This is a genomic window from Fluviicola taffensis DSM 16823 (assembly GCF_943372375.1).
GTDB classification, from domain to species: Bacteria; Bacteroidota; Bacteroidia; order Flavobacteriales_D; family Crocinitomicaceae; genus Fluviicola; species Fluviicola taffensis_A.
Map to the genome: position 1 here is coordinate 31,139 of NZ_CALRYJ010000024.1, position 13,402 is coordinate 44,540.

General features: G+C 37.1%; 15 protein-coding genes. 9 read left to right on the forward strand and 6 right to left on the reverse strand.

What is annotated here, in order from left to right; translation table 11 throughout:
- Window positions 1-127 precede the first annotated feature (127 nt).
- The 6 genes from AAG807_RS19930 (at window position 128) to AAG807_RS19955 (ending at window position 5,294) form a co-directional block, all read left to right on the forward strand.
- Complete coding sequence (locus AAG807_RS19930) at window positions 128-1,117, forward strand: hypothetical protein (protein WP_341908015.1); 990 nt, start codon at window positions 128-130, stop codon at window positions 1,115-1,117.
- A gap of 591 nt (window positions 1,118-1,708) precedes the next feature.
- Window positions 1,709-2,212, forward strand: coding sequence for a GNAT family N-acetyltransferase (locus tag AAG807_RS19935; RefSeq protein ID WP_341908018.1), 504 nt, complete (start codon window positions 1,709-1,711; stop codon window positions 2,210-2,212).
- Between the two features lie 125 nt (window positions 2,213-2,337).
- Window positions 2,338-3,504 (forward strand): DUF418 domain-containing protein, encoded by a 1,167-nt coding sequence (locus AAG807_RS19940; RefSeq protein ID WP_341908021.1) that lies wholly within the window; start codon window positions 2,338-2,340, stop codon window positions 3,502-3,504.
- A 171-nt stretch (window positions 3,505-3,675) separates the two neighbouring features.
- On the forward strand, window positions 3,676-4,491 hold the full coding sequence (locus AAG807_RS19945) for a helix-turn-helix domain-containing protein (RefSeq protein ID WP_341908024.1): 816 nt from the start codon (window positions 3,676-3,678) through the stop codon (window positions 4,489-4,491).
- Window positions 4,492-4,570: 79 nt separating this feature from the next.
- On the forward strand, window positions 4,571-5,068 hold the full coding sequence (locus AAG807_RS19950) for a VOC family protein (RefSeq protein ID WP_341908027.1): 498 nt from the start codon (window positions 4,571-4,573) through the stop codon (window positions 5,066-5,068).
- Window positions 5,069-5,111: 43 nt separating this feature from the next.
- Window positions 5,112-5,294 (forward strand): hypothetical protein, encoded by a 183-nt coding sequence (locus AAG807_RS19955; protein ID WP_341908030.1) that lies wholly within the window; start codon window positions 5,112-5,114, stop codon window positions 5,292-5,294.
- Between the two features lie 366 nt (window positions 5,295-5,660).
- Here AAG807_RS19955 and AAG807_RS19960 read toward each other — a convergent pair whose 3' ends face one another.
- Complete coding sequence (locus AAG807_RS19960; protein ID WP_341908032.1) at window positions 5,661-7,103, reverse strand: TonB family protein; 1,443 nt, start codon at window positions 7,101-7,103, stop codon at window positions 5,661-5,663.
- Entirely contained in the window at window positions 7,096-7,464 is a 369-nt protein-coding gene (locus AAG807_RS19965) for a BlaI/MecI/CopY family transcriptional regulator (protein WP_341908035.1), read from the reverse strand. The genes AAG807_RS19960 and AAG807_RS19965 overlap by 8 nt, the downstream gene beginning before the upstream one ends.
- Before the next feature lie 283 nt (window positions 7,465-7,747).
- Here AAG807_RS19965 and AAG807_RS19970 point away from each other — a divergent pair, with 283 nt between their 5' ends.
- Together AAG807_RS19970 and AAG807_RS19975 are read left to right on the forward strand one after the other, a co-directional pair.
- Entirely contained in the window at window positions 7,748-8,323 is a 576-nt protein-coding gene (locus AAG807_RS19970; RefSeq protein ID WP_341908038.1) for a Crp/Fnr family transcriptional regulator, read from the forward strand.
- 68 nt (window positions 8,324-8,391) lie between these two features.
- The gene (locus AAG807_RS19975; RefSeq protein ID WP_341908040.1) at window positions 8,392-8,829 is read left to right on the forward strand and encodes an SRPBCC domain-containing protein; all 438 of its coding nucleotides are present in this window, start codon (window positions 8,392-8,394) and stop codon (window positions 8,827-8,829) included.
- Between the two features lie 129 nt (window positions 8,830-8,958).
- Here the strand turns inward: AAG807_RS19975 and AAG807_RS19980 are convergent, their stop codons facing one another.
- The 4 genes from AAG807_RS19980 to AAG807_RS19995 all read right to left on the reverse strand — a co-directional run bounded on the left by AAG807_RS19980 (window position 8,959) and on the right by AAG807_RS19995 (window position 11,902).
- On the reverse strand, window positions 8,959-9,204 hold the full coding sequence (locus AAG807_RS19980; RefSeq protein ID WP_341908044.1) for a hypothetical protein: 246 nt from the start codon (window positions 9,202-9,204) through the stop codon (window positions 8,959-8,961).
- 65 nt (window positions 9,205-9,269) lie between these two features.
- A complete protein-coding gene (locus AAG807_RS19985) occupies window positions 9,270-10,172 on the reverse strand; it encodes a hypothetical protein (protein WP_341908047.1) in 903 nt (300 codons plus the stop codon).
- Window positions 10,169-10,984, reverse strand: coding sequence for an alpha/beta hydrolase-fold protein (locus AAG807_RS19990; protein WP_341908049.1), 816 nt, complete (start codon window positions 10,982-10,984; stop codon window positions 10,169-10,171). Before AAG807_RS19990 ends, AAG807_RS19985 begins: the two co-directional genes overlap by 4 nt.
- Before the next feature lie 66 nt (window positions 10,985-11,050).
- Window positions 11,051-11,902: a helix-turn-helix transcriptional regulator gene (locus AAG807_RS19995; RefSeq protein ID WP_341908052.1), complete on the reverse strand. Its 852-nt coding sequence runs from the start codon at window positions 11,900-11,902 to the stop codon at window positions 11,051-11,053.
- 322 nt (window positions 11,903-12,224) lie between these two features.
- Here AAG807_RS19995 and AAG807_RS20000 point away from each other — a divergent pair, with 322 nt between their 5' ends.
- On the forward strand, window positions 12,225-13,061 hold the full coding sequence (locus tag AAG807_RS20000) for a T9SS type A sorting domain-containing protein (protein WP_341908054.1): 837 nt from the start codon (window positions 12,225-12,227) through the stop codon (window positions 13,059-13,061).
- Window positions 13,062-13,402 lie beyond the last annotated feature (341 nt).

Sequence of the window (13,402 nt, forward strand, 5' to 3'; positions counted from 1 at the left end):
AGATACTAACGTAATGATGGACTATTTGCTTAGGGAACCTTCTAATAGAATTTAATATTAGAATTGGAACTGGATCCTGTTTTAATTGATTCCAAGGATTTTTTACGTTTACACGAACCTTAAAAAGATGATGTTAGAAAGGGAACTTGAAAATTTATTTATCGATTTTCTATTTAGTAGGGGGTATTCTAAGGATAATTTATTGTCTCAATTTGCAATCAGGGTAGAAAATGAAAAAACTGTATTTAGACCAGATTTAATCATTATTGACACAATTAACAAGGAATATATTGGGTTAATTGAGTTTAAAAATCGAATTGATAGAAGAGTTGAAGAGCTTACTTTAGGTCAGTTTTTCAAATACTTCGGTTACTTAGGAACAAATAGTATCCCTGCTTACCTTGTTATCCCTATTGACCATCAAGATTTTCAAATATTTGAACTTACAAAGGACAACACATTTCAACCAATATCAAAGGATGATTTCCCTAATTTTGAAGCATTATCTGCTAAAAGAATTACAGAAGAAAAGATTAAACAAAGAGAGTTATTACAAAAAAAGATAAAAGAACTTGAAGACAAAAAAAGAAGAGCTAAACAAAGCTCTTATTTCACTTTGTTAAGTTTGATTGTAGGTATTTCAGCATCATTACTAGCGGTGTTTATCCAACAAGAGGGTTTTGATAAACCATCAAATGAGCCAATTTCTTGCTGTGAAAACTTAGAAAACCATTATAAAACCATTCAACAAAAAATCAGACTTTTAGAAGTGCAAATAAATCATCTTGAAAGGACAAATAACAAGCCTGACACGGTTTTTATTAATTCAAATATCACTGCGTTAGAAAAAAGAATTAAAGTAATTGAAACTGGAATATCAGATAATCCAGAGAAAACTTTATCAATTCTTCAAGTCAGACAAGAAATTGAATTATTAAAAAAAACAGACGATTATTCTAAGGAATTAACGCAATCTAAACTCGATTCAATACAGAAAGAAATGGAGGTTCAAAATGCTTGGATGCTAGGAGTACTTATTGCGATTTTTGGAACCATTTTAAGTTTGTTAATTCCAAATTTATTAGCAAAACGTAATGGGGTTAGTTCACAAATTTAGACTTACATCGTATAACAACTGAATGCTTTAAAAACGTATATGTAAGCAAAGTTCAAAAACATTACCGGTTCCATTTCTGTTCGCTCTTCTCCACAAAAAACAAAGGCAAAAGCCGCAGAAACATTGGTTCTGCGGCTTTTTGTTTTTGGATTGGATAAGAATTTAGATAAGAATTTTTGTTTTGATCTCTGATTTAGCATCATTTTAGTTCATTGGATTTAATCTTGAATCTCCCTTCCACTTGACATCATTCAGTTTTAAAAAGCCAAAACGGTTCGAATCCGGTTGGGTTCCAGACTGATTTTCTATTCGATAAAAAGTTTCAAATCCTCCACTAAATAGTTCGCTTTTCTTTTTGCCCTCAATGCTCACTCTCGTTCTGTAATGGAGTTTATTGGATCAAGATCTATAAAGCATCCCAACGTCCGCGCCGCTGCGCAACCAGCCGTATGCTGCCCTCCGGGACAGCACACAACTGGCCGCTTGACAAAATTCTCTTATCTTTCATTCTGCGAATGAAGAACGAGAACTTCTTCAAGCGGCGCGGACGTTAGCGGTTATTGTACCGAACAACTCAAAACGACAAATAAAATGAATGATATTGAAATTACAGAAATCAAGTCTGACCAAATTGAACGCTACAAAAAGTTTCTAACTTTTGGACTTATTAATGACGAAGAAAATTTTCGCATAACACCTAATGACGACTTAAATGCTTCTTTTCCAACAAAAAACACGTTAGATAGTTTTTCACTTGGGGCTTATTCAGACAATGAATTAGCTGGCGTAGTAAGTTTTACACGTGACGGTGGAGATAGAGAAAAATTAAGGCATAAGGGTATTCTTTTTAGAATGTACGTTTCCAAAGACTTTCGTGGCCAAGGAATAGCAAAGAAGTTAATTGAAAAATTAATTGAAAGAGTGAAGCAAATTTCAGACATCGAACAAATCAATTTGACAGTAATTTCAAATAATGACAATGCAAAAAAGCTCTATGAAAAATTTGGCTTTGTAACATTTGGGTCTGAGAGCAACGCAATAAAATGGAAAGGAAAATATTTTACTGAAGACCAAATGACATTGAGACTAAAATAAAGTTTGGACACAAAAACAACGAACCGCTAACACGGGTTTGGCAAAAGTGGCGGTTCAGTGCTCCGCAGACACATTTGTGGTTAATCAAAATTTGGTTCTCCGCATCAATCCGGAAAGCTTTCGGGATGGTGAAAATCGCCACCTTCGCCAAGCCCGCAAACCGTTACCTGCAAGGCTCACAAGAAAGACTCAACGACAATAAACTACTAAAAATGCGACAACGAATAATCGGATTTGACTTAGCAAGAGCATATGCTATATTTGGAATGTTTATAGTCAATTTTAATTTTAGCTTTGGCTCTATTATGTCGCCAACAGACAACGTTGGACACTTTCTTAACATTTTTACTGGTAATTCGACTGCGATCTTTATTATTTGTGCTGGAATGGGCGTTTCATTAATGACAAACAGAAACAATTACAGCAAAGAAGAAAAGGCAACTTTAAAATCAAAAATTCTAAAACGTTCTTGGTTTTTATTTGCAATCGGATTATTACTTTACAATTGGTGGTCGGGTGACATTTTACATTTTTATGGTGGTTATATGCACTTGGCGGCTTTTCTGCTTTTCGTCCCGAAACGTTATTATTTACTGGGTGCTTTATTAGCAATCATTATTTTTCATTTCTTACTTTTTGTTATTCCAATTGACACAAGTTGGGATTTCAGCACTTTTAAATACAAAGATTTTTGGACACCAATTGGATTTTTGAGAAACACCTTTTATAATGGTTGGAATTCAATATTTCCTTGGATTTCCTACTTTCTTATTGGAATGTGGCTTGGAAGATTAAATTGGCAAGACAAACTTATCAAACGAAATATTTTCCTAATTGGACTTGTGGTTTTTATAACCATTCAAGCATTGCGTTTAATGGTTCGGCAACATTTTTTCAATCCATTTTGGAGCGATTACATTATGGCTGAATATTTTCCGCCTTATTTACCTTTCGTATTGGTGACAATAGCTTTTGCATTTATGGTAATTCCCATTTGCATGGTTATCGGAGATAAATTTCCAAACAATAAATTTATTTTAGCTTTACAAAAAACGGGACAAATGACACTATCCCATTATGTTATTCATTTGACATTGGGCATGGTTTTAATGGCTTTCTTAACAGGCAAACATTATACAGGCTTACTTGAAGACGAAAAACCAACTTCTTCAATATACATACTTACATATTCAATCATTTTTTATATTTTCAGTATTCTATTTAGTATTTTTTGGAGCAGGAAATTTAAAAATGGTCCATTAGAAACATTAATGAGAAAAATATCGGGATGACAAAAAAAACAGCACCTAACAGCAGTTTGGCAAAATGGCGGGTTCAGTACTAAAATCAAGTTCAGTTCTTCGATTGAACTTTTGTGCAAAACTGAACATTTGTGCTTCGATTTCCGCCACTTCGCCAAGCTGCAAAACGTTATGCGTCACTCTAAGAAACAGACCGCGTAGATGAACTATCAGACATTTAAGCCACATAAAGACTTAGAATCCATAGTTAAATTTTATTGGATTTTGGAAGTGCCTTTTGACCCAAAAAATCAAAAGCAAAAAATCGTACCTGACGGCTGCATAGAAATGACCTTCAATTTTGGTGACAAGATTAGAAGATACACTTCTGAGAACGACTTTATCCTGCACCCCAATGCAATGGTAATGGGACAGAGAACTAAATCCTTTGACATCTTACCTAATGGAAATGTGGACACTTTCGCAATCTGTTTCTATCCTATTGGGTTTGCAAACTTCGTGACAAGGCCTCTTGAGAACTTAGTTGACAAGGAAACAGCTATTTCAGAACTTTTCGGACAAGAAGTAGCCAGCATATTAGAGCAAGAAATGATTCAAGCTACTGATACTATACAGCGAATTGACATTATTGAAGCCTTTTTCTTGAAAATGCTTATTGATAAAAATACGATTAGTAATATCGTAAAATCAACTGTTGATGTTCTTCTCAAGACAAACGGAACAACTCCTATAAATGATATTTTGACTGATAACATTTCAAAGAGAAGACAGTTAGAAAGGCATTTTAGAAAGCAAATTGGTATTAGCCCAAAGCAGTTAAGCAAGGCTATTCGACTTCAAACAACATTAAATTTGTTGCTTAACAAAAAATCAGAAACACTCACAGACATTGCGTACGAAAATGACTATTTCGACCAAAACCATTTCATAAAAGATTTTAAAGATCTGGTTGGAGTTACACCAAAGGAGTATTTAAACAATGAACATATGGCTCTATCTGCACTTTTCTATAAATAAATTTTGAAGTGTCGCATTTCTACTATTTTGACTTCTTTGTCACTTATTACTTTGCACTGGAATTTAAATTTAAACATCAATGACAGTCAAAGGAATAATTTTAGCTTCAATGGTTTCTGCAATGTGTTTTGTTTCGTGCAACAATTCAGGCAAGACAAATTCAGAAGCATCGCTACAAGACACTTTAACAAACTCAAAAGGAAAAGATATGAAAAGTTACATTTCAATGTTTGAAATTCCAGCAACGGATATTTCACGAGCAATTAATTTTTATCAAGCATTGTTAGACATCAAAATAGAAAAAATGGATGTTGAAGGAATGCAAATGGGAATCTGGCCTTATGAAGGACAAATGGTAACAGGGGTCATCATACAGGCAGACGGTTACAAACATTCAGCAGACGGTGTAACAATGTACTTGAACGCAGGAGAAGATTTGCAAGTAGTTCTTGACAGAGTTGAGAAAAATGGTGGACAAATAATATTACCTAAAACAGCTCACGCAGACGAAAGTGGGTACTTTGCAATTTTCCTTGACTCGGAAGGAAACAAAATGGCACTTAATTCACCGAACTAACGGAGAAAAGAAAAGAGCGAACGCAAAGCCGCAAACCGTTGGGATGCAATCAGCGGTATGCTGCCCTCCGGGACACCTGCAAATGTTGGAACTATCATGGAATACAACCTTGAAAGCAGATCTGTTTAGAATTAGTCGGGATGCCGGAGACATTGAAAGCAAAGCCAATGAAAAATTCCAGGAAGTAGTGAATGAATTGCGTGAAGTAGCTTCATTGGGGAATTAGTTATTCCGGATTCTGTTTTCTCACAACTGTAAATAGTATGATCTTTCCCGGGTCAGATAAAACAACGCCTTTAAACAAGCTTTTAAGCAACCTGAAAGATACTGCGCAGATACTCTATAGATAGAGCATAGGTAAAGCATGGATAGAGTATTAAAAGGTTAAGTATTTAACACCTGATTTCACTGGTTTTTATTCGATAAGTGAATTGTTTTCTGTCTAATATGAAGGTGACTGAATTTATCCGAAGTCCCGATTTCACAAAACCCTATTTTTCTCACAACTGTAACCAACTAATCTCTGCGTAAATCTGCGAAATCTGCGTGAAAAAAAAGCCCGCCACAAGAATCTGCAACGGGCTATTTTATTTTACAATTTAAACGAAACAGGCAATACCATTTCAGCATCTACTTTTTTACCTTCTTTCTCTCCGGGAATCCAATTCGGCATAGCGGAAATGACGCGCAGAGCCTCGTTGTCCAGTTCCTTGCTTACTCCACGTTTAATAGCAGCCTTACTGACCTTTCCGTCTTTTGTCACAACGAAAGAAACAAAGACTTTTCCGGTTGTTTTTGCAGCGGCAGCAGCTTCCGGATAACGGATGTTACTCACAAGGTATTTTGTCAATCCTTCCGATCCACCCGGATATTCCGGCATTTTGTCCACTTCTGCTTCCTGCGATACACTTTTGGTATCCAAAGTCCGCATTTTGGTCGATATTTCAGGCATCTCGTCCACTACAGGAGCTTCGTCAGTCGTTCCCATTGGCATCGCGAAATAGATATCCTTTTCCTTTGGTAAAGTAGATTTGTCAGTTCTGTCGCTCAAGACTTCAGTACTAGTATTGGAAATACCTTTTTCAGGAACGGCTACTGTTCCCTTGGAATGTTCCGGGTTTTTATTGGTAGGAGTTTCCTGTGATCCACTGCCACTTTTTGTAGAGCTATTCTCAGGAGTTTTGTCGTTTGTTCCCGTGAAAGAGATCAAGGTCATTCCGCCGGCAATGATAGGCAGGGCAAGTGCTGCTACCAACACTTTTTTTGAATTTTTTTTCATGATTTTGATGCGTTTAATCAGTGTGAGCTTTGTCATAAACTGATTGGTGAATAAATATGAGGATGAACTAGTTCCGAGTGAATACGCCAGCAGGAATTCCATATAGCCGACGCGGTATTTGTTGTACATGATCCGATCCACTTCAAATTCGTGGATATGAATCAATTCTTTTTTCATGAGTAGCAATACAGGATTGAACCACGATAAACAATGTATCGCTTCGAGGTACAAACGATCTGCCGAATGCAATTTTTGAGCATGAACTTTTTCGTGTTGAAGAATGATCCCGCGATCGTATTCCGAAAGTCCGCTCGGTAATTGAATAAAACGAAAGAAAGAGGAGGGAGCTTCGTTTGGTAATTCGATCAGCGTAAAACCATCTTCTTTTGATCGGTTCGCCTTTAGAAATAAACGGATCACTTGATAGAGGTTGAACAACATCCAAAGGGAAAGAAATCCGACTCCGAGCCAATAGGTAATCTCCAACAGGGATGAATAGTCAAAAGGAGTTGCGACTGGTTGTTGTGGTCTGATTTCGATTGTTTCTAATTCGAATACCGGAATGTGATAACTCCAGGATGATTGGGAAACGGCTCCGTGCTTTGTCCAGACAGCCGCGATCGACAATACGGGAATAGAAAGCAGAGAGAAGCGTTGCCACCCAAACGAAAGGTAACGTTGGATGAGTTTGAAAATACCGAACAACAAGGTGATCAGTATATTCACTTCGAAAATAATCCACAAATAATCAGTCATGGCGTTCATTTTTAATGATTTCCAGTAGTTCATTCAAATCCTGGAGATCGAGGTTGTTTTCTTTCATGAAAAAGGACAGCAATTTCGCATTCGAATTCCCAAAGTAATTTTCCTTCAGGGATTGGATGCGCTGGGCAGAATAAGCTTCTTTGGTGATCATCGGATAATATTCATTGGATTTTCCATACGTTTTGAATTCCACAAATCCTTTGTGAACCAACACGCGGATTACCGTCAGTACCGTATTGTATGCTGGTTTCGGTTCTTCCAGTTGCTCATGGATATCTTTTGCAAATCCTTTTCCAACGGACCAAATGGCCTGCATGATTTGTTCTTCCGCTTTTGTCAATTCCTTTTTCATAATGCAATGATATAATTACTTTTCTAATTATACAACTATATTTATAAATATAAATAAAACAAATTTTGAAAAGCTTTATTTTACTGGGATTTTTGTCTGCAATATTTTGTGTTTATGAACAAGGCATCCGGTAGGTGCCTTTTAAAATCTGTGCATCTGCGGGAAAACAAATGACACACAGCTTGTAGTGTGCGAATCACTAATCTTTGTGTGTAAACGTTGCGGGAAAAACAGAGAGTGTATCATCGTTATTTTAATTATATTTCGTGGTTTAAGAAAGAGTATGAACGAATTGGAAAAGAATATTGCTTTACTGTTTGAAGTCAATGCGAATGAATTGAAAACGATCAGTTCCTATTTCCGACCGATTCACCTGAATAAGGGAGAGTACTTTTTCAAGGAGAATGGCTATTCGAATCAAATGGGGTTTGTGGAATCCGGAATCCTTCGTGAGTGGGTCAATCTTCCCGATAAAGAAGTGACCAAATGGATTGCAACGCCGGGTTATTTCATTACCGACTTATCCAGTTTTTTATTTGAGAAACCTTCCAAATCCGCACTTCAGGCATTAACAGAGTGCAAAATTCAGGTCATTAGTAAAGAAGATTACAACAACATGGGGAAAACCATTCCATCCTGGAATGCAATAGAGAAGCTATTTATGGCGAAATGTTTTTCCACGATGGGAGACCGGATCCTGACCTATATTTCCCTGTCGGCTGAAGAACGGTACAATCAATTGTGGGATGCGAATAAGGAATTGTTTAACCAGGTTCCCTTGCAGTATTTGGCTTCCATGCTTGGCATGACCCCCGAAACCTTTAGCAGACTTAGAAAGAAAAGTATTTCAAATTCTTGATATTTGTCAAGAGCAGACTCCTTCCTTTCATCGAACTTTGGTTTATCAAATAATCAAAATTCAAACAGATGAAAAAAGAAATCAAATCGGAAATAGTTATTCAGGCTTCACCCAATCGTATTTGGGAAATTCTAACTGCTTTTGAAAAATATCCAAGCTGGAATCCGTTTATCAAATCCCTTCAGGGACAGGTGAAAGTAGGAGAGAAGATGGTGGTCCGTTTGGAACCTCCCGGAGCAAAAGGAATGACTTTCAAACCGACAGTGCTCGTTTTTGAAGAAAACAAGGAATTCAAATGGATCGGTCATTTGTTCATCACCGGCCTATTTGATGGGGAACACCGCTTTGAACTCATCGAAAACGGAGACGGAACAACCACCTTCATCCAAGCCGAACGGTTCAAAGGAATTCTGGTTCGCATGCTTTCAAAAATGCTCGATGGAAGTACTTTGGACGGATTCCGCATGATGAACCAGAAATTGAAAGAGGAAGCTGAAAAAGAATAGAATTCGTGAATTCTCGAACTCCGTTCAGTTGTCTTACCCAATTTTGGATTGTGAGTCAAGATTGCTTATTTATCAATAAATCAGTGCGCGAACTTTAAACACAACCACATCAAATGAAAAAAATGAATTTCAATCATCGAAAAGTGATTTTCCTGTTTCCAGCTGCAATGGTTTTAGGTCCGATAGCTCCATCAATTGAAACATTTCCGCCTTTGTTATTGATGGCGCGCTGCAGGGGCAATCCAGCTTGTCGTGCTCCCGAACCCCAGGTAATGGGGTAACCATCAATCCAATGGATAATGAGATAAACGAACCGGCTTTTACTTTCGAATAATAAAGCGAATCGAAAACAGGAAACCAATCTTCGTTCGACATGTCAAAAAAACGCTGGTCGTTGGTCTTTCCAAATTTTCCATACGATAGTAAAAAACTTAAGTTAATTATTTAAATGTATATGACACCCCTACATTAAAGCTTGATAAATTCACTCTAAAATAAATGCTCTGTTTGGTACCGCTCCATTCCCCGGTTGACTGGTTATAACTGATTGGATGATCGGAACTAAAATAGAGATATTCAATCCCGTTTTCGGTATTATCATAATTATTCAAATAGGCCTCTACTGTATTAGACGTTTTTACAAAGAATTTATAATTAAGGGAAACATTCATTTTACCGCCATTCTTCAAATCAGTGCTGTATTTCAAACCAATTGTCGGCATTAATACAGGTGAGATACTCTTGGTTCCATAACGAAAATAATACTGATTATAATAAATTGTGTCATTACCGTTTATCTCCGAAGTAGTGCTGCTCACTCCACCATAATTCCTTCCTGCATCCTGCACATAGGCTATGGTTTTCAGAGTTACGCCCAGAAACGGATTAAATGTTCCAATTTTAGTTTTTATGGCATAAGTATAAGATAAAGGCAGTTCAAGGCTCACGAAGCTCTGGCGGAAATCGCCAAGCACGTACTCTTTTGTAGGAGCGATATATTGTGTGCCAGCATATTCAGGGTTTTTAAAGGTTACACCGGAGTAGAATGAGGTGTAGGTAACTGCCATACCAAAGAGAAGACCATGGTTTTTATGAAAGTTCCATTGATGTTCCCAAAACAGTCCGAAACCAACGTTTGGCTTACCAACCCCTTCCATGATACTTCTGTGATAATCACTCGAAACAACCGTTTCTATATCATCTGCTGTTTCCAGACCTCCACCTAACTCAAATGAAATTCCGAAAGAATTCATATGCTTTTTGATAGATGTGGAAGGTGTTTCCAATTGACTGAATGAATAGTTAGAGATTAAGAGCAATAGAGAGTAAGTTATAATTTTCATTTTATTGTAGATTTAATTAGTTCACTTAAATGCAATAAACCACGATAAATACTTGATAATGGAATAGTAGCATGATCCATCTTTTCACTTAGTTCGAAATGCCATTGAAAGGTAGGTTGTTCCAATTTTTGCATGGATTCATTTAATTTTTCCACGAAAGGGCGAAAAAGATCGTCAATCTCCCCTTCGGAACCAATACTGATGAAAACGGATTTATCCAGTTGACTGATTTCTTTTAAATTCCGGTTGATTTTCAGGACAAGTTCGCCTTCATCCAATTGTAAATTCGGACTCATAGCCAGGTAATCATGAAATAACTCCGGGCAATCGACTAGCGAATTCAAAATAAAAGTTCCTCCAAGCGAATGCCCGATTGCTAATCGGTAGGGGCTTGGGTTGTAAATACTGTCAATGAGTGGGAATACTTCCCGGAGCAAATGTGCTTCCAATAAATTGGAACCTCCCAACTCGGGCATTTTCCAATCATCATTAACAGGAGGCGGGGTGAGTTCAAATTGTCTGTCAACAGATTTTATACCGACCAATATACAAGCAGGAAAACGATTGATGGCGATTAAATAACCGAGAGTTGCATTTGTAAAGGCATAAAATTCTTCCCATTGTGCATCAAATAGATAAATCACAGGTAAGGAATCTGTTGGTTGATTTAGGTGCGGTACGAAGACACATATTTCTCGTTCGGCATGAAAAACAGAAGAGTTTATGGTATATTCCTTTGTGGCATTGTTTTGAGTTTGTGAAAACAAAAAAACAGGGAATAATAGGATCGTTAAAAGTGTTACGTTATTCATTTCAGGATTCTTTTGCTCAAAGATAATAGACCGAAAATGTTCCAAATTGGTAAAATGGGACAGGAATCAGTCCATCTTCCAAAAAGTAGCTTCTTTTCCCAAATGCCGGATGGTTTTCATGAATTTCCCCGGACTAAGACCTGTCAGTTTTTGAAAGTGATGAATCAATTCAGGTTGATCGTAGTAATGGTTTTCATGCGCTAACTCCGTTAATGACAATGAATGATCTTCCAAAAGTTGGTGCTCGAGTGTCTTTCTGAATTGTACGATATCGATATAAGCTTTGGGAGTGCAACAAAGGTGTTTTTGAAAGAGTCGGAGAAGTGTTCGTCGGCTTATTCGAAGTGATTCAGCAAGTGATTTAACTGTTTGTTTCCCTTCTGTTTTTAAAAGTAACTCAATACAGTTTATTAGATTTTTTTCGTGAAATTCAGTATGTTTCCCTAAAAAGAACTGATCCAGTAGTTTTACTTTTTGTAAGGTATCCGGCTCCCTGAATACTAACTCACAGATTTCAGTGAAATTGTTTCCGAAATAATCAAAGGATTTGTCAGGGTTTTCCAGGTTAGCCTGCAACTCGTATAGCGGCTTCTCACAAAAATGATTCATCCCAAGGGGTTGAAAAACAATGCCGATTTTATCAAATGGTGCTCTTATTTCTGCTAAACGGGGTTTGGTCTGTACACCAGAATACAATACACTGAATGAGGTAGATATATCCGGTTCAGAGAGTGAATAGTCAGGTTTAAAGGTGACTCTGGAATTTTTATAAACCGTTAAGGCATTTTTGTAATTTGGATAGTAGATAAAGTTTGTGATCGATTCATTTTTCGAGAAATGAAAATAATAATAGGCGATAAACTGGTTTAAAGTACTATCGAAAGGTTTGACTGAAATGAATGATTTGTCCGGATACATACTCAGAACCAAAGATATAAAAAAGAAGTAGTTTAGCTTATTTTTGGCAACCTTGATTCAGGTACAAAACACCAGATGTTTTAGTTCGCATGCTTTCAAAAATGCTCGATGGAAGTGCACTCAATGATTTCCGTGCAATGAATGAAAAGTTGAAGGAGGAATCGGAGAAGTAAGCATCTCGTTTAAATAAACCGGGGAAATAAAATTCAGAAATTTTCCCGGAAGTACTAATTGAGAGAAGAAACCGCGTAATTGGTAATTGACCGACTGATTTTTTGTGTAATCAGCATTGTTTCTTTAGTTTTACACAAAAAACTGACCTATGAAACAGATAGTTACCTACTTTGCTGCCTTTGTTTTGGCTTCATCTTCTGCTTACGGACAAGCTACATTATCTGTAAATTGCTATAATTCAGATACACCCTTCAATTCATTCTCTATCGATGATAACGTTATTGAATACAGTCTGTGTGGGACACAACCGGCATTTTACGTCGCAGTAATAGATCCATCAACTTGTTCAGCTTGGGGGACGAATTATAATGGTGCGAATCCAACTCACTCATTCGGTAATATGAATGAAGGAAGTTGCAGACAGCGTGTCGAATATTACTTTGTTTTCAATGCGGACGATTCCTTGCAGCTTGCAGGAATGAAGTATATGATTCAAAATATCCCAACAGGACATTCTGTGATTATTTACACACCAATTTCTTACGATTACAATGCAGTAAATGCAGTGAATGCAGATTTGATTCAGGAATTGGAAAATAGATGGTCACCGTGGGTTATTCATGGAAGTGATATAATGATTCTCTATAGCGAACAGGGAAATGCCAATTCATATGTAGAGGAAACAACTCAAAACAATGGACAAATTTCATTCAGTACGACTATTTGCAATTCATCTTTATCGCTTAACAAGAACGTGATTGATGATAAATTATTAGTGAAGCAAGACGGAACGACTTTTACCCTGAATCCGGATTTGTCGATTGATAACCTTCAAATTATGGATGCGATGGGAAAAAAGGTATCGTATGTCAGAACGGAGAACACAATCCAATTGCAAACGGGAATCAGCGCAGGAGTTTACTTGTTTCAAGCTACGGCTTCAGGTAAGATCTACCGAAGCAAACAATTGGTTTCTTTCGAATAAGTCCATTTGTAATCCGTAATCATGGTTATCAGGGAAGATAAATTTCAGTCACAGAATTCTCATTCTTAAAAAAGAGGTTTACTTTTCGTAAAAGATAACAATCCTATTTGTTGGAGTCTTGACCGCGGACAAGTTCCAATTGCGCGACAGGGAAAATTTAAATTAGAAGCAAAAATCTTCACCCGTACTTCTAGGTGTTACTTGGTAGTAAAAGTCTTCCGTTTCGGTTACCGATCTTGGAAAGTGCTTGTCATTTGGGGTCCTGACCCCGTCTTTCCATAGATCGGTCAGGAACGGAAGATTGCTTGAAGGCTGCAATTGGAATCAAGGCATTTTTGCCT